Source organism: Promicromonospora sp. NPDC057488 (assembly GCF_042802395.1).
In the GTDB taxonomy this organism is placed as follows: domain Bacteria; phylum Actinomycetota; class Actinomycetes; order Actinomycetales; family Cellulomonadaceae; genus Promicromonospora.
Genome location: NZ_JBHVEG010000063.1, coordinates 1 through 22,602, shown reverse-complemented (window position 1 = coordinate 22,602; position 22,602 = coordinate 1). Strand labels below are relative to the sequence as shown.

At 73.6% G+C, this 22,602-nt stretch carries 21 protein-coding genes; all 21 read left to right on the top strand.

What is annotated here, in order from left to right:
* The first annotated feature begins 8 nt into the window (after nucleotides 1–8).
* Nucleotides 9–947: an RNase adapter RapZ gene (gene rapZ, locus ACFU5G_RS14840; RefSeq protein ID WP_020014786.1), complete on the top strand. Its 939-nt coding sequence runs from the start codon at nucleotides 9–11 to the stop codon at nucleotides 945–947.
* Nucleotides 944–1,954 carry a uridine diphosphate-N-acetylglucosamine-binding protein YvcK gene (gene yvcK / locus ACFU5G_RS14835; RefSeq protein WP_051109403.1) on the top strand — a complete coding sequence of 337 codons (1,011 nt, stop codon included), beginning with the start codon at nucleotides 944–946 and terminating at the stop codon, nucleotides 1,952–1,954. Before rapZ ends, yvcK begins: the two co-directional genes overlap by 4 nt.
* Nucleotides 1,955–2,440: 486 nt before the next feature.
* Nucleotides 2,441–4,141 (top strand): ABC transporter substrate-binding protein, encoded by a 1,701-nt coding sequence (locus tag ACFU5G_RS14830; RefSeq protein ID WP_377245797.1) that lies wholly within the window; start codon nucleotides 2,441–2,443, stop codon nucleotides 4,139–4,141.
* Nucleotides 4,141–5,106 carry an ABC transporter permease gene (locus ACFU5G_RS14825; protein ID WP_377245794.1) on the top strand — a complete coding sequence of 322 codons (966 nt, stop codon included), beginning with the start codon at nucleotides 4,141–4,143 and terminating at the stop codon, nucleotides 5,104–5,106. Before ACFU5G_RS14830 ends, ACFU5G_RS14825 begins: the two co-directional genes overlap by 1 nt.
* On the top strand, nucleotides 5,103–5,927 hold the full coding sequence (locus ACFU5G_RS14820) for an ABC transporter permease (protein WP_377245791.1): 825 nt from the start codon (nucleotides 5,103–5,105) through the stop codon (nucleotides 5,925–5,927). The genes ACFU5G_RS14825 and ACFU5G_RS14820 overlap by 4 nt, the downstream gene beginning before the upstream one ends.
* Complete coding sequence (locus tag ACFU5G_RS14815; RefSeq protein WP_377245788.1) at nucleotides 5,924–7,768, top strand: dipeptide ABC transporter ATP-binding protein; 1,845 nt, start codon at nucleotides 5,924–5,926, stop codon at nucleotides 7,766–7,768. Before ACFU5G_RS14820 ends, ACFU5G_RS14815 begins: the two co-directional genes overlap by 4 nt.
* The gene (locus ACFU5G_RS14810; RefSeq protein WP_377245785.1) at nucleotides 7,765–8,715 is read left to right on the top strand and encodes a DUF1684 domain-containing protein; all 951 of its coding nucleotides are present in this window, start codon (nucleotides 7,765–7,767) and stop codon (nucleotides 8,713–8,715) included. Before ACFU5G_RS14815 ends, ACFU5G_RS14810 begins: the two co-directional genes overlap by 4 nt.
* Nucleotides 8,712–9,320: a GNAT family N-acetyltransferase gene (locus tag ACFU5G_RS14805; RefSeq protein ID WP_377245782.1), complete on the top strand. Its 609-nt coding sequence runs from the start codon at nucleotides 8,712–8,714 to the stop codon at nucleotides 9,318–9,320. The genes ACFU5G_RS14810 and ACFU5G_RS14805 overlap by 4 nt, the downstream gene beginning before the upstream one ends.
* A complete protein-coding gene (locus ACFU5G_RS14800) occupies nucleotides 9,317–10,414 on the top strand; it encodes an amino acid ABC transporter permease (protein WP_377245779.1) in 1,098 nt (365 codons plus the stop codon). The genes ACFU5G_RS14805 and ACFU5G_RS14800 overlap by 4 nt, the downstream gene beginning before the upstream one ends.
* Nucleotides 10,411–11,175 (top strand): amino acid ABC transporter ATP-binding protein, encoded by a 765-nt coding sequence (locus ACFU5G_RS14795; RefSeq protein WP_377245776.1) that lies wholly within the window; start codon nucleotides 10,411–10,413, stop codon nucleotides 11,173–11,175. The genes ACFU5G_RS14800 and ACFU5G_RS14795 overlap by 4 nt, the downstream gene beginning before the upstream one ends.
* Nucleotides 11,172–12,239 carry an ABC transporter substrate-binding protein gene (locus ACFU5G_RS14790; RefSeq protein WP_377245773.1) on the top strand — a complete coding sequence of 356 codons (1,068 nt, stop codon included), beginning with the start codon at nucleotides 11,172–11,174 and terminating at the stop codon, nucleotides 12,237–12,239. Before ACFU5G_RS14795 ends, ACFU5G_RS14790 begins: the two co-directional genes overlap by 4 nt.
* Before the next feature lie 5 nt (nucleotides 12,240–12,244).
* Nucleotides 12,245–13,537, top strand: coding sequence for an LLM class flavin-dependent oxidoreductase (locus tag ACFU5G_RS14785; RefSeq protein ID WP_377245770.1), 1,293 nt, complete (start codon nucleotides 12,245–12,247; stop codon nucleotides 13,535–13,537).
* A gap of 33 nt (nucleotides 13,538–13,570) precedes the next feature.
* Complete coding sequence (locus ACFU5G_RS14780) at nucleotides 13,571–14,689, top strand: LLM class flavin-dependent oxidoreductase (protein WP_377245767.1); 1,119 nt, start codon at nucleotides 13,571–13,573, stop codon at nucleotides 14,687–14,689.
* Nucleotides 14,689–15,813, top strand: coding sequence for an LLM class flavin-dependent oxidoreductase (locus ACFU5G_RS14775; RefSeq protein ID WP_377245764.1), 1,125 nt, complete (start codon nucleotides 14,689–14,691; stop codon nucleotides 15,811–15,813). The genes ACFU5G_RS14780 and ACFU5G_RS14775 overlap by 1 nt, the downstream gene beginning before the upstream one ends.
* Nucleotides 15,810–17,024, top strand: a complete 1,215-nt coding sequence (locus tag ACFU5G_RS14770; RefSeq protein WP_377245761.1) for an LLM class flavin-dependent oxidoreductase — start codon at nucleotides 15,810–15,812, stop codon at nucleotides 17,022–17,024. Before ACFU5G_RS14775 ends, ACFU5G_RS14770 begins: the two co-directional genes overlap by 4 nt.
* A gap of 80 nt (nucleotides 17,025–17,104) precedes the next feature.
* Nucleotides 17,105–18,085, top strand: coding sequence for a DNA-binding protein WhiA (gene whiA / locus ACFU5G_RS14765; RefSeq protein ID WP_020014801.1), 981 nt, complete (start codon nucleotides 17,105–17,107; stop codon nucleotides 18,083–18,085).
* A gap of 257 nt (nucleotides 18,086–18,342) precedes the next feature.
* Nucleotides 18,343–19,347: a type I glyceraldehyde-3-phosphate dehydrogenase gene (gene gap, locus ACFU5G_RS14760; protein ID WP_020014802.1), complete on the top strand. Its 1,005-nt coding sequence runs from the start codon at nucleotides 18,343–18,345 to the stop codon at nucleotides 19,345–19,347.
* A 126-nt stretch (nucleotides 19,348–19,473) separates the two neighbouring features.
* The gene (locus tag ACFU5G_RS14755; RefSeq protein ID WP_377245758.1) at nucleotides 19,474–20,673 is read left to right on the top strand and encodes a phosphoglycerate kinase; all 1,200 of its coding nucleotides are present in this window, start codon (nucleotides 19,474–19,476) and stop codon (nucleotides 20,671–20,673) included.
* Nucleotides 20,674–20,744: 71 nt separating this feature from the next.
* Entirely contained in the window at nucleotides 20,745–21,515 is a 771-nt protein-coding gene (tpiA, locus tag ACFU5G_RS14750) for a triose-phosphate isomerase (RefSeq protein WP_377245814.1), read from the top strand.
* A 354-nt stretch (nucleotides 21,516–21,869) separates the two neighbouring features.
* On the top strand, nucleotides 21,870–22,112 hold the full coding sequence (gene secG / locus ACFU5G_RS14745) for a preprotein translocase subunit SecG (protein ID WP_020014806.1): 243 nt from the start codon (nucleotides 21,870–21,872) through the stop codon (nucleotides 22,110–22,112).
* A 54-nt stretch (nucleotides 22,113–22,166) separates the two neighbouring features.
* Complete coding sequence (locus ACFU5G_RS14740; RefSeq protein WP_377245755.1) at nucleotides 22,167–22,529, top strand: RNA polymerase-binding protein RbpA; 363 nt, start codon at nucleotides 22,167–22,169, stop codon at nucleotides 22,527–22,529.
* The last annotated feature ends 73 nt before the right edge of the window (nucleotides 22,530–22,602 follow it).

The window sequence follows — 22,602 nt, the reverse complement described above, 5'->3', positions numbered from 1 at the left end:
TAGGTGCCATGAGCAACACCGAGCCGTCGCCCACCACGGCCCCCGAGGGAATCGCCGCGGTCGAGGCCGCCACGCACACCCCCGAGCGCAGCGAACCGCAGGTCCTGGTGATCACCGGCATGTCCGGCGCCGGCCGGTCCCGGGCCGCCGCCGTGCTGGAGGACCTCGACTGGTACGTCGTCGACAACCTGCCGCCCATGATGCTCGTGCCCCTGGTCGACCTCATGGCCAAGGGCTCCAGCATCGAGCGCGTCGCCGTGGTCGTGGACGTGCGCGGCCGGCAGTTCTTCTCGGAGCTCGACAAGGTGCTCGTGCACATGTCGGAGGCCGGGGTGGCCTACCGGATCCTGTTCCTGGACGCGACCGACGAGGTGCTGGTCCGCCGCTTCGAGCAGGTGCGCCGCCCGCACCCCCTGCAGGGCGACGGCCGGATCCTGGACGGCATCGCCGAGGAGCGCTCCGTGGTGGCCACCCTGGCCGAGCGTGCCGACCTGCGGATCGACACCTCCGACCTGTCCGTGCACGACCTCGCGCGGGAGATCCGGGCCTGGCTCGCGCACGACGCCACCGAGCAGCTCCGCATCAACGTGATCTCGTTCGGCTTCAAGTACGGCATCCCCCTGGACGCCGACCACGTGGTGGACGTACGGTTCCTGGCCAACCCCTACTGGATCACCGAGCTGCGACACCTGACGGGGCGTGACCAGCCAGTTCGCGACTACGTGCTCGCCCGTCCGGGCGCCGTGGAGTTCGCGGACCGGTACGTCGACGCCCTGGCCCCGGTGCTCGCCGGCTATCTCAACGAGGAGAAGCGTTACGTGACCATCGCCGTGGGATGCACGGGCGGGAAGCACCGCTCCGTCGCCATGTCGGACGCCATCGCCGACCGGCTGCGCGCCCGGGGACAGCTCGTCTCCGTCTCGGCGCGTGATCTGGGCCGCGAATGATCCCGCACGCGCCGGGAGTGCCCGACGTCCCCGCACCGGAGTGGAGCAAGAACCCGTCGGTCGTCGCCCTCGGCGGCGGCCACGGCCTGTCCGCCAGCCTGTCCGCGCTACGGCTCATGTCGGACCGCCTCACCGCGGTGGTGACGGTGGCCGACGACGGCGGCTCGTCCGGCCGGCTGCGCGACGAGCTCGACGTGCTGCCGCCCGGCGACCTGCGGATGGCGCTCGCGGCCCTGTGCGACGACTCCGAGTGGGGCCGCACCTGGAGCGCGATGCTGCAGCACCGCTTCTCGTCGACCGGCGAGCTGGACAACCACGCCATGGGCAACCTGCTCATCGTCGCGCTCTGGGAGCTCCTCGGTGACGCGGTCGAGGGCCTGGACTGGGTGGGCCGCCTGCTCGGCGCCCGCGGCCGCGTGCTCCCGATGGCCTCGGTGCCGCTCGTGGTCGAGGCCGACGTACGGCACGCCTCCGCGCCCGGTGAGCCGGAGGCGCCCCTGGAGACGGTGATCGGGCAGAGCAAGGTCGCCGTGACCGAGGGGCGCATCGAGCAGCTCCGGCTGCTCCCCGCCGACCCGCCGGCCTCGCCGGAGGCTGTGCAGGCGGTGCTCGACGCCGACTGGGTGGTCCTGGGCCCCGGGTCCTGGTACTCGTCCGTGCTGGTCCACCTGCTGGTGCCCGCGCTCGCGGACGCCCTGCACGTCACCAAGGCGCGGCGCTGCGTGACCCTCAACCTGTCCGCGGAGAACGGCGAGACGGAGGGCCTGACCGCCGTCGACCACCTGGAGGCGCTGCACAAGCACGCGCCCGGGCTGCGGATCGACGCCGTGCTGGCCGACCCGTCCGCCGTCGAGGACGTCGCGGCCCTGGAGGCCGCGGCCGCGTCCATGGGGGCGCGCGTGATCATGCGCCAGGTCCGTCGCGGTGACGACACCGCCCGGCACGACGGGCTGCGCCTGGCCGCGGCCTACCGCGACGTCTTCGAGGGCGTCTACGGCGACGTCTGACCCTCCGCCGGCTCCCGGGCCGCGCGCTCGCACGATCCGTCGTGCCGGTGCGCGGCCCGTCGTCGTCCCGCTCCGGGGCGCCCCGGTCGGACGCCGTCCGATATGCGAGACCCCTCCTGGACACCGTTGACACGCTCGGCGGGCGGTCGTAACTTCCCCGCACACCGAATTCCTATCAGTCCGATAGGAAATTCGAATCGGAGGGAGACCGGCATGGCACGAGCGATGAACGGCACGGTGCGGATCGCGCACGCCCGCTCGATGTGTCGCGTCCCCCGCAGCTGTCCCGCCGGCCGCTGACCGCGCCCGGGTAGCCCGGCCGGCGCCCCCGCGCCCGGCAGCCCGCGCCCGTCACCCCGCGCTCGCAGCGCGTCCGCCGCACCCGCGGCACCAACCCACCTCGCCCCCCCCGCGTCACCTTCGGTGACGGGCCTTCGCGCACCTGCACGCAGGCCCGCCTCGCCGTGCCCCGAGAGGACAACCCGCATGGTCCCGAACCGCCCGCACCCCGCCACGACCAGCCCCGAGACCGGCTCCAAGACCGGCCCCGAGACCCGCCCGCGCGCTGCCAGGGCGACCGCCGTCGTCGGCGCGGCCCTGGCCGCCGGCCTCGCCCTGACCGGCTGCGCCGGACCGGACGCCGCGTCGGGTGCCGCCTCGGGCGCCACAGCCGCCGAGCCGACCCCGGGCGGCACGCTCAAGTTCGCGCTCGGCGCCGCGCCGCAGGGCGTGGACCCGCAGCAGGTCGGCTCCAACGTGAGCATCTACGTGGCGCGGCAGCTCGCCGACTCCCTGACCGACCAGGACCCGGAGACGGGTGAGATCGGGCCGTGGCTCGCGGAGAGCTGGGACGTCAGCGACGACCTGACGCGCTTCACCTTCCACCTGCGCGACGGCGTCACGTTCTCGGACGGCAGCGCGCTGGACTCCGCGGACGTCAAGGCGAGCTTCGACGCCATCGTGGGCGACCTCGGGGCCACCGCGCCGCTCGCGGCGAGCTACCTCGCGGGCTACGAGCAGACCAAGGTGCCCGACGAGCTCACCGCGACCGTCGTCTTCGACGAGCCGAACGCGCAGTTCCTGCAGGCCACCTCGACGGTGTCGCTCGCGATCCTGGCCGAGGAGACCGCCGCGGTGGACCCGGCCGAGCGCCTCCAGGGCGACGTCGTCGGCTCCGGCCCGTTCTTCCTGGAGAGCTACACCCAGGACCAGGGCGCCGTCGTCACCCGCCGCGAGGGCTACGACTGGGCGCCCGCGTCGGCCGAGCACGAGGGCGACGCCTACCTGGAGCGCATCGAGTTCTCCGTGGTACCGGAGTCGGGCGTGCGGGCCGGCGGGCTCGCGTCCGACCAGTTCGACGCCGTCGGCGACGTGCTGCCGCAGGACGTGCCGCAGATCGAGGGCTCCGGCGGCGCGGTGCTGACCCGCGCCAACCCGGGGGTGCCGTTCGTGCTGCAGCCCAACCTGACCCGTGCGCCCCTGGACGACGTCGAGGTGCGCCGCGCCCTGCTGGTGGCGATCGACCGCCAGGAGCTGGTCGACACGGTGCTGTCCGACGCGTTCGAGCCGGCCACCGGCATCCTCGCCTCCACCACGCCGGGCTACGCGGACCTGTCCGACCGGCTCGCCTTCGACCCGGAGGAGGCCGGCCGCATCCTCGACGACGCCGGGTGGGCCCTCGGGCCGGACGGCATCCGCGAGAAGGACGGCGAGCCGCTGGAGATCGAGGTGACCTACACCCCGGTGTTCACCGGCAGCGGGCCCGTCCTGGAGCTCGTGGCCCAGCAGCTGCGCGCCGTCGGCGTCGACCTGACGCTCCGCCAGCTCACGGCCGCCGAGCAGACCACCGCCCAGGACTCCGGCGACTACGACTTCTACTACTACAACGTCACGCGGGCCGACGCCGACATCCTGCGCACCCAGTTCTCCACGGCCCAGCGCAACCTCAGCCTGCGCGAGCCCGACGACGTCGTCGACCCGCTGCTCGACGAGCAGCTCGGCGAGGCCGACCCGGCCACCCGCGACACGATCGCCGCCGAGGCGCAGGAGGCGCTGCTGGACCAGGCCCTCGCGGTCCCGCTGTTCGAGCTGGCCCAGTCCATCGGGGTGCGCGGCGACGTGCACGGCGTCACGTTCGACGCCTCCTCCCGGCTGCTGTTCCACGACGCCTGGATCGAGCAGGAGTGATGACGGCCTACGTGCTGCGCCGCCTCGGCGGCGCCGTCGCGGTCCTCTGGGCGGCGTTCACGGTCTCGTACCTGATCCTGTACCTGCTGCCCAGCGACCCCGTCGCGATCATGCTCGACCAGGGCGCCGGCGGCGAGCGCGTGGACCCGGCCCGCGTGGCCGAGCTGCGTGAGCGGTACGGGTTCGACCAGGGCCCCGTGCAGCAGTACCTGACGCTGCTCGGCCGCACGCTGACGGGCGACCTCGGCACCTCCATCAGCAGCGGCGCGCCCGTGACCGGGCTCATCGCGGACGCGTTCCCGGAGACCGCCAAGCTCGCCGGCCTCGCGCTCGTGCTGGGCCTGGCGGGCGGCGTCGGCATCGCGGTGCTCGCGTCCTGGACCCGCGCCGCCTGGCTGCGCGACCTGCTGCTCGCCCTGCCGCCGCTCGGCGTCGCGGTGCCCGGGTTCTGGGTGGGCCTCGTGCTGCTCCACCTGTTCTCGTTCACCTGGTTCGTCTTCCCGGCGGTCGGCAACGAGGGGTTCGCGTCGCTGGTGCTGCCCGCGGTCACGCTCGCCGTCGGGCTGGCCGCCGTCGTCGCGCAGGTGCTGTCCCAGGGCCTGCGCGAGGCGTGGCGCGCGCCGTACGTCGAGACGGCGTTCGCCAAGGGCTCCGGGCGGGCCCGCGTGCTCGGGGCGCACGTGGCCCGCAACGGGTCCCTGCCCACCGTCACCGTGCTCGGCGTGCTGGTGGGCAACCTGCTGGGCGGCACAGTCGTGGTCGAGACCGTGTTCTCCCGCCAGGGCTTCGGCCGCCTCGTCGAGAACGCCGTCACCACGCAGGACATCCCCGTCGTCCAGGGGCTCGTGGTCGTCGCCGCCGCCGTGTTCGTCGGCACCAGCCTCCTGGTGGACCTCGTGCACCCCCTGCTCGACCCGCGGGTGCTCGCCGGCGGCCACGGCCGCACGGGGGGAGGTGCGCGATGAGCGCCGCCCTCGCCCTGCTGCGCACCCGGCCCGCCGCCCTCGTGGCGCTCGCCGTGGTGACCCTGGTGCTGGCCTGGGCGCTCGTGCCCGGCCTCTTCACGGGCCAGGACCCGATCACCGGCGTCCCCGCCGACAAACTACAGGCGCCCGGCGCCGCCCACTGGTTCGGCACCGACCACCTGGGCCGCGACCTGTTCGCCCGCACCGTGCACGGCACCAGCCTGTCCGTGCGGGCCGCGCTGCTCGCGATCGGCGTGGCGCTGGTGGCCGGCTCCGGCGTCGGGCTGCTCGCCGGGTTCCTCGGCGGCCCCGTCGACGACGCCCTCATGCGCGCCACCGACGTGCTGCTCGCCATCCCCGGCCTGCTGCTGTCCCTCGCCGTCGTCACCGCGCTCGGCTTCGGCACCGTCAAGGTCGCGATCGCCGTGGGTGTCGCCTCGGTGGCCACGTTCGCCCGCGTCATGCGCAGCCAGGTGCTGCGGGTACGGCACGCGACCTACGTCGAGGCCGCGCGGCTCGCCGGCGCGAGCCGCGGCGCGGTGCTGCTGCGGCACGTGCTGCCCAACGCCGCCGGGCCGGTGCTGGCGCTCGCGGCCGTCGAGCTCGGCGCGGTGATCCTCGCGGTCTCGGCCCTGAGCTTCCTCGGGTACGGCGCCACGCCGCCCACGCCCGAGTGGGGCTCGCTGGTGGCCGAGGGGCGCGACTACCTGGCCGTGGCCTGGTGGTACTCGACGCTGCCGGGCCTGGTCATCGCGCTGTTCGTGCTCGCCGTCGGCGTGCTCGGGCGGGCGCTCACCCGCGAGACGAGGACGGACCGATGACGCTGACGACGAGGACCGGCCCGACGGCGGGCGCCACACCGGCGGCGGACGCCGCGCCCGCGGCCGGGGGAGCGGACGCCCAGGCGCCGTCGGACGCCCTGCTGCGCGTGCGCGGCCTGCGCGTCGCGTACGGCGACACCGAGGTGGTGCACGGCGTCGACCTGGACGTGCGGCCGGGCGAGGTGGTCGCGCTGGTGGGCGAGTCCGGGAGCGGCAAGTCCACCACGGCCCACGCCCTGATCGGCCTGCTGCCCGACGGCGGCCGGGTCACCGGGGGCTCGGCGCACCTCGGCACGGGCCAGGGCTCGGCGGCGCTGACCGGGCTGCTCCCGGACGCCTGGCGGCGCGTGCGCGGCGTCCGGGTGGGGCTGGTGCCGCAGGACCCGGGCACCGCGCTGGACCCGGTGGTGCGCGTGGGGGAGCAGGTGGCCGAGGCGCTCGTCGTGCACGGCACGCCGCGCCGGGCCGCCCGGGAACGCGCCGTCGAGATCCTGGCCGAGGTGGGGCTCGACCGGCCCAGGGAGCGGGCGCGGCAGTACCCGCACCAGCTCTCGGGCGGCATGCGGCAGCGCGTGCTCGTGGGGATCGCGATGGCCTGCGAGCCGGAGCTCGTGATCGCCGACGAGCCGACGTCGGCCCTGGACGTGACCGTGCAGCGGCGGGTGCTCGACCTGCTCGCGGACCTCACGAGCCGCGCGGGCACGGCGGTGCTGCTCATCACGCACGACCTGGCCGTGGCCGCCGACCGGGCCGACCGCGTGGTCGTGCTCAAGGACGGCGTGGTGGTCGAGGAGGGTCCGGCCGCCCGCGTGCTGGGCGCGCCCGAGCACCCGTACACGCGGGAACTGGTCGCGGCCGTACCCGGCAGAAATAATGTGCCAAGCGGCTACGCCGCAGACGCGGGTCCCGCGGGCGGGGTGCAGGGCGAACCAGCCCCGAGCACGGCCGACCACGCGGCCGCGACGACCTCCGCCGGGACGACCTCCGCCGCGACGACCTCCGCCACGACGACTTCCGCCACGGTCGTCGACGCCGCCCCCGAGGAGGCCCCGCCGCCCGCGCTGCTGGAGGTCCGCGGCCTCGTCAAGAAGTTCCGCCTCGGCCGGCGCGAGCGGCTGCGCGCCGTCGACGACGTGTCGTTCGCCGTGCCGCGCGGGTCGGCGTTCGCGCTGGTGGGGGAGTCGGGGTCGGGCAAGTCGACCACCGCGCGCCTCGTGCTGGGGCTGGAGCGGCCGGACGCCGGTGTCGTCGAGCTGGACGGCGCGCCCGTGGGCGCCGACCGCACGACCCGCCGCCGGACCCAGCTCGTGCACCAGGACCCGTACTCGTCCCTGGACCCGCGCTTCACGGTCGCCGCCGTCGTGGAGGAGCCGCTGCGGGCGCACCGCGTCGGCACCCGCGCCGAGCGGCGCGACCGGGTCGCGCAGCTCCTGGAGCAGGTGCACCTCTCCCCGGACCTGGCCCGACGGCGGCCCGCCGAGCTGTCGGGCGGGCAGCGCCAGCGGGTCGCGATCGCGCGGGCGCTGGCCCTGGACCCGGAGCTGCTCGTGCTCGACGAGCCCACGTCGGCGCTCGACGTCTCCGTGCAGGCCCGCGTGCTGGAGCTGCTGGCCCGGCTGCGCGCCGAGCGCGGCCTCACCTACCTGTTCATCTCGCACGACCTGGGCGTGGTGCGACAGGTCGCCGACCACGTGGGCGTGCTCAGCGGCGGCCGGCTGGTGGAGACCGGGCCCGTCGCGCGCGTCTTCGACCACCCCGCCCACCCCTACACCGCCGAGCTGATCGCGGCGATCCCCGGTGCCCGTACCCCTGCGCACCCCGACCGGAAGGACCTGACATGACCGAGGCACTGCGCACGGCGACCGACGACGCGCCGAGCCCGGACGCCGCGAGCGCCGACGCCGCGAGCGCCGGTGACGCCGCCCGGGAGCACGCCGCGTGGCGTGCGGAGCGGGAGAGCGGGCTGCGGGAGCCGCACGGCTGGCTGAGCCTGACGGGGCTCCTGTGGCCGACGGCGGAGCCCGGGCGGTTGCCGGGCCTGCCGGGGGAGTGGTGGGTCGTGGACCGCACGCTGCACACCCGGCCCGCGCCGGGGGACACGACGGCGCTGCGGGGCGAGCGGGTGGCGGAGCACGGTCCGACGTCGGTGACCGTCGACGAGGGCCGGTCGCTGGTCCTGGGTACGTTCCTGCCGGAAGGTCTGGCGGGTTCGGGCGAGGAGGCCACCCCCGACCCCGAGCGGGAGATCGCCGTCGAGGTGGTGCTGCGCACGGGCCGGTACGGCCTGCGCCCGCGGGACCCGCGGGCGGCGACCCGCGCCGGGTTCACGGGCGTCCCGGCGTTCGAGCACGACCCGGCGTGGGTGCTGGACGCCCGCGTGACCTGGTACGAGCAGCCCGAGCGCGTGACGGTCGGGGCGGCCCAGCCGCGCCTCGTGCACCACGTGCAGGTGGTCGGCGAGGTCGACGTGGTGCACGGCGACACGGTCACGACGCTCGCGCTGACCGGCACCCCGGCGGCGCCCACCCTGCTGTTCAGCGACGAGGCGGACGGCGTCGCGCCGTGGCGGGTCCTGCACGTCACCGCGCCGGCGGCGTCCGACCCGGCCGAGGCCCAGGCCGAGGCCGAGGACGATCGGGCCCCCGGCACCTCGGGCACGCTGCGCCTGGACCTGAACCGGGCGATCAACCTGCCGTACGCGTTCACCGAGTTCGGCACGTGCCCGGCCCCGGTGGCGGGCAACCACCTGCCGTTCGCCGTCACCGCGGGCGAGAAGGCACCCCGGTGACCGCCGTCTCGGCGTCCCCGTGGGCGCACGCCGCGATCGAGGTGCGGGACGTACACCTGTCCGACCCGCTGGTCGAGCCGCTGCTCGCCGGGCTCTCGGTCGAGTACCGCGCCCGGTACCACGACCTGCTCACGGAGGAGCAGCACCGGGCCGAGATGGCGCACTACGCCGCCGAGGAGTTCGCCCCGCCGGTCGGTTCCCTGGTGCTGCTCCTGGCCGACGGCGAGCCGGTGGCGGGCGGCGCGTTCCGGCGTCGGCTGGAGCCGGAGCTGGGGGAGGCCGCGCGCCTGGCGCGCCCCGACGTACGGGACGCGGACGGCGTCCCGGCCGTGCCCACGGCCGAGCTCAAGCGCATCTGGACCCACGACGCCCACCGGCGCCGGGGGCTGGCGCGCCGGGTCCTGGCCGAGCTGGAGACGCGGGCCCGCGACCTGGGCTACCCGCGGCTGTACCTGACCACGGGCCCGCGCCAGCCGGAGGCGGCGGGTCTGTACCGCTCCACGGGCTACACGCCGCTCACCGCGGCCGCCGCCGGCGAGCCCGCCGACCCGGCAGAGGAGCAGCCCTTCGGCCCGCTCCCGTTCGAGAAATGGCTGACGACATGAGTGCCGACCTGGCCGAGGGCGAGTCCCGCCTGCTGTACCCGCCGCCCGGCCTGCCCCCGGGCGGGGACGACCCGGCGCAGGCCGGACCGTCCGACGAGGACCTGCGCGTCGTCGGGGCCCGGCACCCGGGCCGCTGGGTCGCCACCGCGGTGGTCGGCGTGCTGCTGGCCATGGTGGTCTCCTCCCTGGTCACGAACGACCGCTGGGAGTGGGACGTCGTGGCCCGCTACCTCACGTGGCCCTCGATCCTGGAGGGCGCGTGGGCCACGGTGCGGCTCACGGTGACGGCGTCGATCGTGGGCTTCGCGCTCGGCACCGTGCTGGCCCTGATGCGGCTGTCCCGCTCGCCCCTGCTGCAGGCCGTCTCGTGGGCCTACACGTGGGTGTTCCGCTCGGTGCCGCTGCTGCTGCAGCTCCTGCTCTGGTACAACCTCGCGTACCTGTACCCGGTGCTCAGCCTCGGCATCCCGTTCGGGCCCGAGTTCCTGTTCTTCGACACGCTCGACCTGATCGACAAGTTCTGGGCCGCGATCCTGGGCCTCGGCCTGTCGCAGGCGGCGTACAGCGCGGAGATCGTCCGCGCCGGCATCCTCGGCGTCGACCAGGGGCAGCACGAGGCCGCCGCCTCCCTGGGCCTCCCGCGGCACCGGCAGGTGCGGCGCATCATCCTGCCGCAGGCCATGCGGTCCATCGTGCCCACGGCGGTGAACGAGGTGATCGGCCTGCTCAAGGGCACCTCGATCGTGTACGTGCTCGCGTACGGCGAGCTGTTCTACATCGTGAGCGTCATCTACGGCCGCAACGGCCGCGTGGTGCCGCTCCTGATCGTCGCCGCGATCTGGTACCTGGCGCTCACCACCCTCATCACGGTGGTCCAGTACTACGTCGAGCGGCACTACGCCAAGGGCGCGCTGCGCACCCTGCCGCCCACACCGGTCCAGCGCGTGCGCTGGGAGCTCCAGGTCGGCTGGTCGCGCCTCACCGGCGCTCCCGTGCCCGACGGCGTCCCGCCCGCCCTGGCCGCGCGCGTCCGGGTCGGGCGGTGGGTCGCCCCGCGCACCACGACCACCGGACCGAAGGGAGGTGCCGCATGACCGGGGGACTGCTGGAGATCCGGGGCGTGCACAAGTCGTACGGCCTGCTGGAGGCGCTGCGCGGCGTGGACCTGACCGTCCGGCCGGGCGAGGTCGCCGCGATCATCGGCCCGTCCGGGTCGGGCAAGTCGACACTGCTGCGCGCCATCAACCACCTGGAGAAGGTAGACCGCGGGTTCGTGTCCCTGGACGGCGAGCTCATCGGGTACGCCCGGCGCGGCAACACCCTGCGCGAGCTCACCGAGCGGGAGATCCTGCGGCGGCGCACCCGCATCGGGTTCGTCTTCCAGAACTTCAACCTCTTCCCGCACCTCACCGTGCTGGAGAACATCGTCGAGGCGCCGATCTTCGCCCAGGGCCGGCCGCGCGCCGAGGCCGAGGCGGAGGCCCGCGAGCTGCTGGCCCGCGTCGGGCTCGCCGACCGGGCCGACGACCGGCCCCGGCAGCTCTCCGGCGGCCAGCAGCAGCGCGTCGCCATCGCCCGCGCCCTCGCCCTGCGCCCCGCCGTCGTGCTCTTCGACGAGCCGACGTCGGCCCTCGACCCCGAGCTGGTCGGCGAGGTGCTCGGCGTCATCAAGGAGCTCGCCGGCACCGGCACGACCCTCGTCGTCGTCACCCACGAGGTCGGGTTCGCCCGCGAGATCGCGGACACCGTCGTCTTCATGGACGAGGGCGTCGTGGTCGAGCAGGGACCGCCCGCCGACGTGCTCGACAACCCCGCCAACGACCGCACCAGGGCCTTCCTGGAGAAGGTCCTGTGACCCTCGACCTCCACCTGAACCCCACCCCGACCCCCGCCCCGAAGGGAACCACCGTGACCGTCTCCCGACGCGCCACCCGCCGCCTGCTCGCCCTGACCGCCGTGCCGCTGCTCGCCCTCACGGCCGCCTGCTCGGCCGCCAGCACCGAGCGCCCCGAGACCGAGGAGGCCGCCGGCCTCGCCGAGAACGCGCCCGAGTCCGCCGGCCTGCAGGTCAGCACCAGCCCCGAACAGGACCGCATCCGCAGCACCGAGTCCGCCGACGCCGTGGCCCTGCTGCCCGACGAGTGGGCCGACAAGGACGAGATCACCGTCGCCGTCAGCGGCGGCGGCGCCCCGCCCCTGGTCTTCCTCGCCGACGACGACAAGACGCCGATCGGCCACGAGACCGACATCGCCCAGCTCGTCGCCGACGCCCTCGGCAAGGACCTGAACCTGGAGGTCAAGGCCTGGGCCGACTGGCCGCTCGCCCTCCAGTCCGGCGACGTCGACGCCGTCATCTCCAACGTCACCGTCACCGAGGAGCGCAAGGAGACCATCGACTTCTCCAGCTACCGCGTCGACGAGCTCGGCTGGCTCACCGCCGCCGACTCCGACCTGGTCATCGAGGACCGCGAGGACATCGCGGGCAAGATCGTCGGCGTCGGCTCCGGGACCAACCAGGAGAAGATCCTGCTCGAGTGGGACCGGCTCAACCAGGAAGAGGGCCTGGAGCCCATCCAGGGCCCCGAGTACTACGAGCAGCTCTCCGACGTGCTGCTCGCCCTCCAGTCCGGCCGCGTCGAGGCCTACGTGGGCCCCAACGCGTCGCTCGCCTACCAGGCCGCCGTCTCCCCGGAGGACTTCAAGGTGGTCGGCACCCTGAACGGCGGCTGGCCCGACACCGCGCAGATCGCGGTGGCCACCAAGAAGGGCGCCGACGCCGCCGACGCGGTCACCGCCGCCCTCAACCACGCCATCGAGGACGGCTCCTACCAGCAGGTCCTGGAGCGCTGGGGCCTGCAGGTCGAGGCCGTCGACCGCGCCGAGACCAACCCGCCCGGCCTGCCCAAGACGGAGGAGTGAGCCGCATGACCGAACCAGCCACCGACCGCGCCACCGGTACCCGCGTACCCCTGTCCGTGCTCGACCTCGCCCTCGTCGCCGACGGCTCCACCGGCGCCGCGGCCATCCAGCGGGCCGTGGCGCTCGCGGTCGACCTCGACGCCCTCGGCTACCGGCGCGTCTGGTATGCCGAGCACCACCTCGCGCCCGGCGTCGCCTCCGCGGCGCCCGCCGTCCTCGCGGCCGCCGTCGCCGCCCGCACCTCGCGGATCCGTGTCGGCTCCGGGGCGGTGCTGCTGTCCACGACGTCGCCCCTGATCGCCGCCGAGCAGTTCGGCACCATCGCCGCCCTGCACCCCGGCCGGGTCGACCTGGGCCTGGGCCGCGCGTTCACGGTCCCGCGGTCACCCGCCGCGCCCCGCGCCGCGGACGCCGCCGCGCCCGAGGGCGACGAACGTAGGAACGGTCGCGCCAAGGCAGCCGAGAACCCGAGCAAGCCTACGTTCGACGGCGGGCGGGCAGCGGCCGGAGCCGTGCCGCGGCTCGTGGACGGGCTGTACGTGCCGCCCGCGCCACCGAACGGGTTCAACGACCCGGCGCTGCGCGAGCGGATCCTTGCCCAGCAGGAGGTGATCGGCGCGCAGCGCGAGCCCGCGGACTTCCGCGAGGAGGTCGAGCTCGTGCTCGACGTCCAGCGCGGCACCTACCGCGACCGCAGCGGCGGTGCCTACACCAGCCCGCCCGTCGAGGGTGCCCAGTTCGACCTCTGGCTCCTCGCGTCCAGCGGGGGCGAGAGCGCCCGGGTGGCGGGCGAGCTGGGCCTGCCGCTCGCGGCCAACTTCCATGTCAGCCCCGCCACCGTGCTCGACACGGTGGCGGCCTACCGGGAGGCATTCCGGCCCGGCGTCCTGGAGGAGCCGTACGTCGTCGTCTCGGCCGACGTGCTCGTCGCGCAGACCCTCGAACGGGCCCGTGTGCTCGCCGAGCCCTTCGCCGACTGGGTGCTGTCCATCCGCCGCGGCGAGCGCGGCGCCATCGCGTACCCGTCGCCGTCCGCCGCGACCGCCTGGACCGACCGGCCCGACGCCGAGCGCGCGCTCGTGGCCGACCGCGTCGACACGCGGATCGTCGGTGACCCGGACACCGTCGTCGAACGCCTGGAGACGCTCGTCCGCGTCACCGGGGCCGACGAGCTGCTGGTCACCACCGCCACCCACGACCCCGCCGAGACCCGCCGCTCGTTCGAGCTGCTGGCCCACGCGTGGGGGACCGGCGACCGAGCCGCGACCAGCCCCGGCCGAGTGGCCAGCGGCGTCTGACGACCTACCCGTACCGAACGAAGGAGAACCCTCATGCCCGTCGAGTTCCTCGGCATCGCCGCCACCAGCGACGCCTCCGAGACCACCGCCCGCACCACCGCGCCCTTCGACCCCGACTACCTGGTGCGCATCGCGCGCGCCCACCAGGACAACGGCTGGACCCGCATCCTGTTCGCCTACGGCTCCTCCGGGCCGGAGCCGGCGGCGCTCGCGGCGCACGTCGCCGCGCACGTGCCGGACATCGAGCTGCTGCTGGCGCACCGGCCCAACGTCTCCTACCCGACGTACGCGGCCAAGACGTTCGCGACCCTGGACCAGCTCTCGGGCGGGCGGCTGTCGGTGCACTTCATCTCGGGCGGCAACGACCACGAGCAGGGCCGCGAGGGCGACACCCTCACCAAGGACCAGCGGTACGCCCGCACCCGCGAGTACATCCAGATCGTCAGGCGGGCCTGGACCAGCGCGGAGCCGTTCGACCACCACGGCGAGTTCTACGACCTCGACGACTTCGTGCTGGACGTGAAGCCGGTCGAGGGCCACGTGCCGACCATCTCGTTCGGCGGCTCGTCCGAGGCGGCCTACCCCGTGGGCGCCGCGGAGGCCGACATCTACGCCGTCTGGGGCGAGCCCCTGGACCGCACCGCCGAGCAGATCGCCCGCGTGCACGCCGAGGCGGCGGCCGTCGGCCGGGCGACGCCACCGCGCATCCACGCCGCGTTCCGGCCGATCATCGCGCCGACGGAGGAGCTGGCCTGGGAGAAGGCGCACGCGATCCTGGACCGGATCGAGGCGCGCAAGGCCGCCCAGGGCGGCGTCCTGAGCCGACGCCACCCGATCGACAAGCCCGAGAACGCGGGCTCCCAGCGCCTGCTGGAGATCGCCGCCCAGGGCGAGCGGTTCGACACCGCGCTGTGGACCGCCACGGCGAAGGCGACCGGCGGCGCCGGGAACTCCAACGCCCTGGTCGGCACGCCCGAGCAGGTGGCGCAGGCCCTGCTCGCGTACTACGACCTGGGCGTGCGGGTGATCTCCGCGCGCGGCTACGACCTGCTCGACGACGCGATCGACTTCGGCCGGTACGTCATCCCGCTGGTCCAGGAGGGGGTGGCCGAGCGGGACCGCGCCGCGGCGGCGCGGGAGGTGGCGGCCTGATGCGCTTCCAGGTCCTGGACATCGCGTTCAACCCGCCCCACCCCGTCACCGGCCGGGAGGTGCCGCCCGCCGACCGGCTGAACCGGATCGTGGACACCGCCGTGCTCGCCGAGGAGCTCGGGTTCGACTCGTTCGCGGTGGGGGAGCGGCACGCCGGCCCGGTGCTGTCCTCGGCCCCGACGGTGCTGCTGGGCGCCATCGCCGCCCGCACGTCCCGCATCCTGCTGTCCACCGGCGTCACGGTGCTGTCCCTGCACGACCCGATCCGGCTCGCCGAGGACCTGGCCACCATCGACCAGCTCAGCCGCGGCCGCCTGGAGATCGTGATCGGCAAGGGCAACGAGGACCTGCAGTACCCGCTGCTCGGCCTGGACATCGCCAAGCAGTACGAGTACCTGCGGGAGAACTACGAGCTGCTGCGGCTGCTGCTCTCCTCCGAGGACGTCACCTGGGAGGGGCGGCACCGGCATCGGCTGGAGCACGCCACCACGCTCCCGCGCCCGTTCGCGGGGCCGTTCCGCATCTGGCACGGCTCGGCGACGTCGCAGTTCGCCGTCGACCTCGCGGCCGAGCACGGCGACCCGATCGTCAGCGCCAACGCGCTCCAGCCCCGCGAGAACTACGCGGTGCTCATCGACCGGTACCGCGAGCGGTACGCGGCCGCGGGGCACGACCCGGCGTACGGGTTCGTGGGCGCGGGCTCCGGCGGCCTGTTCCTGGCCGACACCACCGAGGAGGCGATCGAGCAGTACCGGCCCATCTACGAGGGTCAGGTGCGCCAGCAGGACTCGCGCAAGCACGCGCCGGGCGCCATCGGCAAGGTGACCAGCTTCCGCACCGTCGAGGACGCCGTCGAGCGCGGCCCGGCGCTGGTCGGCTCGCCCGAGCGCGTGGCGCAGAAGATCCTCGACTACCACGGCACGTTCGGGCACGTGCTGCAAGCGGTCTCGGTCAACCACCTGCTGGAGCCGGAGCACCAGCAGGACGTGCTGCGCCGGTTCGCGGCCGAGGTCATCCCGCTGGTCCGGGCCGAGGTCACCACCGACCTGTGGGGCCCGCGCGACGCCCGGCGGGCGGCCGGGTTCACGGCTTCGGGCGGGGTCCCCGCGGAAGCCGCCGCATGACGACGCCGCCCCGCCGTCCCGCCGGCGTCCACTGGTTCCTGCCGACCAACGGCGACGCCCGCGGCATCGTGGGCAGCGCGCACGCCAAGGAGGCGGCGGGCGGCACCGGCGTCAGCGGGCTGCGTGAGCCCACCGTCGCCTACCTCGGCGAGGTCGCGCGGGCCGCGGACCGCCTCGGGTACGACGCCGTGCTCACGCCCACCGGCACCTGGTGCGAGGACGCGTGGCTGACCACCGCCGCGCTGGCCGGGCAGACCGGGCGGCTGCGGTACCTGGTCGCGCTGCGCCCTGGGCTGGTGTCCCCGACGCTGGCCGCGCAGATGGCGGCCACCCTGCAGCGGTTCACGGGCGGGCGGGTGCTGCTGAACGTCGTCACGGGCGGCGACGAGGTCGAGATGCGCCGGTTCGGCGACCACCTGGACCACGACGAGCGCTACGACCGCACCGCCGAGTTCCTGCGCGTGCTGCGGGGCGTGTGGTCCGCCGGCGCGCCGGACGGCCCGGCGGCGTTCGACCACACCGGGCGGCACTACCGCATCGAGGGGGCCCGGATCCTCGCCGCGCCCGACCCGGCGCCCGAGATCTGGTTCGGCGGGTCGTCCGACGCCGCGCTCCCGGTCGCCGCCGAGCACGCCGACGTCTACCTGACCTGGGGCGAGCCGCCGGACCAGGCGCGGCGCAAGATCGAGCGCGTCCGCGAGCTGGCCGCCGCCCGCGGTCGCACCCTGCGGTTCGGCATCCGCCTGCACGTCCTGACGAGGGACCGGTCGGCCGACGCCTGGGACCTGGCCCAGCGCTGGCTCGACGAGCTGAGCCCGGAGCAGGTCGCCGGCGCCCAGCGCGTCCTGACGACGTCCGGCTCGGTGGGCCAGCGCCGCATGGCCGCGCTGCACGACGGCGGCCGGCTCGCCGCGCGCGGCACCGCCCGGGACCTGGAGGTCCACCCCGGCCTGTGGGCCGGCGTCGGGCTGGTCCGGGGCGGCGCGGGGACCGCGCTGGTGGGCAGCCACGAGGAGGTCGCCGACCTGGTCGCCGAGTACCACGACGCCGGCTTCGACGAGTTCGTGCTGTCCGGGTACCCGCACCTGGAGGAGGCCTACTGGTTCGCCGAGGGCGTACGTCCGATCCTGGACGCGCGGGGCATCACGGCACGGGCCGCCCAGGACCCGCGGTCCGGGGCCGCATCGGGCGGCGTCGGACCCACCTCATGATGCGACACGCCGGGACAATTCGCCCGAGTTTCCGCGATTCCACCGGGTTAACCCGTACATGACCATGGCAGGATGACGCCATGGCGCTCACGGGACAGGTCAAGGAGGAGCTCGCGCGGGTGCGGGTGGCGAAGACGTCCTGCCGAAAGGCAGAGGTCTCCGCGACGCTGCGCTTCTCGGGCGGCCTCCACATCATCTCCGGTCGGGTCGTGATCGAGGCGGAGCTCGACACCGAGTCGGCCGCCACCAGGCTCCGGCACGCCATCCACGACCTGTACGGGCACACGAGCGAGCTCATCGTGGTGCAGGCCGGCGGCCTGCGCAAGAGCTCCCGGTTCGTGGTGCGCGTGGTGCGCGAGGGCGAGTCCCTGGCCCGCCAGACCGGCCTGCTCGACGCCCGTGGCCGCCCCGTGCGGGGCCTGGCCCCCGAGGTCGTCTCCGCCGGCGTGCAGGAGGCCGAGGCCGTCTGGCGCGGCGCGTTCCTGGCCCACGGCTCCCTGACCGAGCCCGGCCGCTCCATGGCGCTCGAGGTGACCAGCCCGGGCCCGGAGGCGGCGCTCGCGCTCGTCGGGGCGGCCCGCCGCCTGGGCGTGGCGGCCAAGTCCCGCGAGGTGCGCGGCATCGACCGCGTGGTGATCCGCGACGGCGACTCCATCGGCCGCATGCTGGAGCGCATCGGCGCACCCGAGACCCTGAAGGTCTGGGAGGAGCGGCGCGAGCGCCGCGAGGTGCGGGGCACCGCCAACCGCCTGGCCAACTTCGACGACGCCAACCTCCGCCGCTCCGCCCGGGCCGCCGTGGCCGCCGGCGCGCGCGTGCAGCGGGCCTTCGAGATCCTGGGCGACGAGCTGCCCGAGCACCTGCGCCAGGCCGGTGAGCTGCGCCTGGCGCACAAGCAGGCGTCGCTGGAGGAGCTGGGCCGCCTGGCCGAGCCGCAGCTGTCCAAGGACGCGGTGGCGGGCCGGATCCGCCGGCTGCTGTCGACGGCGGACAAGCGCGCCCTCGAGCTGGGCATCCCGGACACCGAGGCGGGGCTGTCGGCGGACCTGCTCGATCTGTGATCTGTTTTTGTGGGAAAGGACAGAACCGGGAGTTCCAGGCTGTCCGGCTCGGGTCACGGTTCGGTGCGGTTCGGGTATAGGCTCGAAATCGTCAGGTGACGACGCCGTGACCATCGCGTTTCCCCTTCGGGTCGTCGCGGGGTCGCGGCGCCCGGAAACACCCTGGCAACGCACTGACTGTCGGGCATCGACGGCAGTGGCGTCAGATCCAAGGAAACGTGTGCGCCGGGACGGCCGGCGCCCCTGAGGAGGGCATTGTGACCATCCGCGTCGGCATCAACGGCTTCGGCCGTATCGGCAGGAACTTCTACCGGGCTCTCGTGGAGTCGGGTGCGGACATCGAGGTCGTGGGCGTGAACGACCTCACCGACAACAAGACGCTCGCGCACCTGCTCAAGTACGACACGACGCTGGGCCGCTTCGGCAAGTCGGTCGACTTCGACGACGAGAACATCATCGTGGACGGCAAGAAGATCCGTGCGCTCGCGGAGCGCAACCCCGCCGACCTCCCCTGGGGCGAGCTGGGTGCGGACATCGTCATCGAGTCCACGGGCTTCTTCACCGACGCCACCAAGGCGAAGGCGCACATCGACGCCGGCGCCAAGAAGGTCATCATCTCGGCCCCGGCCAAGAACGAGGACGCGACGTTCGTCATGGGCGTCAACCACGAGCTGTACGACCCGGCCGCGCACAACATCATCTCGAACGCGTCGTGCACCACGAACTGCCTCGCGCCGCTGGCGAAGGCGCTGAACGACTCGGTCGGCATCGAGCGTGGCCTCATGACCACGATCCACGCCTACACGGGTGACCAGAACCTGCAGGACGGCCCGCACAGCGACCTCCGCCGTGCCCGCGCCGCCGCGCAGAACATCGTGCCGACCACCACGGGTGCCGCCAAGGCCGTCGCCCTGGTGCTGCCGGAGCTGAAGGGCAAGCTGGACGGCTACGCCCTGCGCGTGCCGGTCATCACCGGCTCGGCCACGGACCTCACCTTCGAGGCGTCGCGCGAGGTGACCATCGACGAGGTCAACGCCGCCGTCAAGGCCGCCTCCGAGGGCCCGCTCAAGGGCATCCTGGAGTACGTCGAGGACGACATCGTCTCCTCGGACATCGTGACCAACCCGCACCAGAGCATCTACGACGCGAAGCTCACCAAGGTGATCGGCAACCAGGTCAAGGTCGTCTCCTGGTACGACAACGAGTGGGGCTACTCGAACAGCCTCGTGAACCTCACCGTGTTCGTCGGCGAGAAGCTCTGACAGCTCTCTCGGAAGCGTGAACTCTGACGTCCGCGTGCGCATCGGCCAGCCGGCGCACGCGGACGTCGTCATGTACGGAACCTCGACCGGCCTCTCCTGGCGGCCGGTCCCCGACCTGGAGTGCTCATGAAGACCATCGACTCCCTCGGCGACCTGCGCGGCAAGCGCGTCCTGGTCCGCTCCGACTTCAACGTGCCGCTGGACGGCACGAAGATCACCGACGACGGCCGTATCCGCGCCGCCCTGCCCACGCTGACGCGCCTGGCCGACGCCGGCGCGCGCGTCGTCGTGCTGGCCCACCTGGGCCGCCCCAAGGGCGCGCCGGACCCCCAGTACTCCCTGGCCCCCGTCGCCGCCCGCCTGGGCGAGCTGCTCGGCCAGGACGTCCCGCTCGCGCAGGACCTCGTGGGCCCGTCCGCGAAGGCCACGGTTGACGCCCTGGCCGACGGCCAGGTCGCCCTCCTGGAGAACGTCCGCTTCGACGCCCGCGAGACCTCGAAGGTCGACGCGGAGCGTGCCGAGCTCGCCGGTGAGCTGGCGCAGCTCGCGGATGCGTTCGTCTCGGACGGCTTCGGCGTGGTGCACCGCAAGCAGGCCTCCGTGTACGACATCGCGCAGGTGCTGCCCGCCGCGGCCGGCGACCTGGTGCTCAACGAGGTCGAGTCGCTGTCCAAGGCGACCGGCGACCCGGAGCGCCCCTACGCCGTCGTGCTCGGCGGCTCCAAGGTCTCCGACAAGCTGGGCGTCATCGCCAACCTGCTGACCAAGGCTGACCGCCTGCTCATCGGCGGCGGCATGGTCTTCACGTTCCTCGCGGCCAAGGGCCAGTCGGTGGGCAACAGCCTGCTGGAGAACGACCAGATCGAGACGGTCAAGGGCTACCTGGCCACGGCCGAGGCCAACGGCGTCGAGATCGTGCTGCCGACCGACATCGTCGCGGCGGACTCGTTCGCCGCCGACGCCGCGCACCGCGTGGTCGCGGCCGACGCGATCCCCGACGGCACCATGGGCCTCGACATCGGCCCCGAGTCCGGCAAGCTGTTCGCCGCCAAGCTGGCCGACGCTAAGACCATCGCCTGGAACGGCCCCATGGGCGTGTTCGAGTTCGAGGCGTTCGCCGACGGCACCAAGGCCGTGGCGCAGGGCATCATCGACGCGACGGCCGCCGGCGGGTTCTCCATCGTGGGCGGCGGCGACTCGGCCGCGGCCGTGCGCGTGCTCGGCTTCGACGAGGCCGGGTTCAGCCACATCTCGACCGGTGGTGGCGCGAGCCTGGAGCTGCTGGAGGGCAAGGAGCTCCCCGGCCTCACGGTGCTCGCCGACTGAGTCCCGCTGTCTGACCTGACGTACCTCCGAACAGAAAGAAGAAGCACGTGGCTACCACCCGCACGCCGCTGATGGCGGGCAACTGGAAGATGAACCTGGACCACCAGCAGGCGATCAGCACGGTCCAGAAGCTGTCCTGGACCCTGAAGGACGCCAAGCACGACTACACCGCGGTGGAGGTGGCGGTCATCCCGCCGTTCACCGACCTGCGCTCGGTGCAGACGCTGGTGGACGCCGACAAGCTGGAGATCGTCTACGGCGCCCAGGACCTGTCCCGGCACGAGTCCGGCGCCTACACGGGCGAGATCTCGGGCACGATGCTGAACAAGCTCGGCTGCACCTACGTGGTGATCGGCCACTCGGAGCGCCGTGAGTACCACGCCGAGTCGGACGACGTCGTCAACGCCAAGGTGCGCGCCGCGTTCGCGCACGGCCTGACCCCGATCCTGTGCGTCGGCGAGGGCCTGGAGGTCCGCAAGGCGGGCAACCAGGTCTCGCACACCCTCGCGCAGGTCGAGGCCGCGCTGGCCGACGTGCCGGCCGAGCAGATCGCCAAGATCGTCATCGCCTACGAGCCCGTCTGGGCCATCGGCACCGGCGAGGTCGCCACCCCGGACGACGCGCAGGAGGTCTGCGGCGCGATCCGCCGCGTGCTGGGCGAGCTGTGCGACCAGACCGCCGCCGAGGGCGTCCGCGTGCTGTACGGCGGCTCGGTCAAGTCGGGCAACGTCGCGCAGATCATGGCGCAGCCGGACGTCGACGGCGCCCTGGTGGGCGGCGCGAGCCTGGACCCCGAGGAGTTCGCGAAGATCGCGCGCTACCAGTCCCACGTCGTCGCCTGAGACCAGAGCGCAGTGCAGGGTGAGGGCCGAGGAACGAGGCACTCGCCCGGAGCGGAGCGTCGGTCGCAGGCGACCGAGGACGTCGCGTGAACCAGCTCCAAGGCTTCGGCTTGACGTGTCAGACCCACAGGTCACGGGAGTGATCTGTGGGTCTGACACGTTCGGTCGTGAGACCGTCCCGCAACCTGCCTGAGGTACCCTCACTCGGGCGTGATGTTCCGCGTGCGACGCCAGATCCGGGTCCCATAAACCCCTGATCAGGGGGTTCGCACTGTGAGGTACGTCTCGCTTACTCTTGACCCGAATCCGCCGCCGGGAGAACGCCCGGCACATCTACAACCGAGGACGTGAACCGTGGACGCGCTCCGCATCATCCTGGAAGTCCTGCTGGTCCTGACCAGCGGCTTTCTCACCATGCTCATCCTGCTCCACAAGGGCAAGGGTGGCGGTCTGTCCGACATGTTCGGTGGCGGTATCTCGATGGGCGCCGGTTCGTCCGGCGTGGCCGAGCGGAACCTCAATCGCATCACAATCGCCTTTGCCCTCGTGTGGGCCGTGGTGATCGTCCTGCTCGGACTCATCCAGAAGGTCAGCTGACCCGGTCGCCAAGCGCCTAGCAGCTGACGGCCACACACAGAGGGGACGACAGACGTGGCATCAGGCGGTCATGCGATTCGGGGGAGCCGGGTAGGCGCCGGCCCCCTCGGGGAGACAGAGCGGGGCGACACGGCCCCGCGTGTCCGAGTTTCTTACTGGTGTGCCAACGGGCACGAGACAGCACCGAGCTTCTCGGTGGGCGACGACGTCGAGGCTCCCACGCAGTGGGACTGCCCGCGGTGCGGCTTCCCCGCCGGCATGGACCCGGTGAACCCGCCGAGTCCGGTGCGGAACGAGCCGTACAAGACGCACCTCGCCTACGTGAAGGAGCGTCGGTCCGACGAGGACGGCGCCGCCCTTCTCGAGGAGGCGCTGGAAGCGCTTCGCGTCCGCCGTGGCGGCCGCGTCGCACGCTAAGAGTTTTCAAGCCGGCGAAGTAGAACGTCAGCGAAGTAGAACTGTGGGCGGGACACCTGATCAGGTGTCCCGC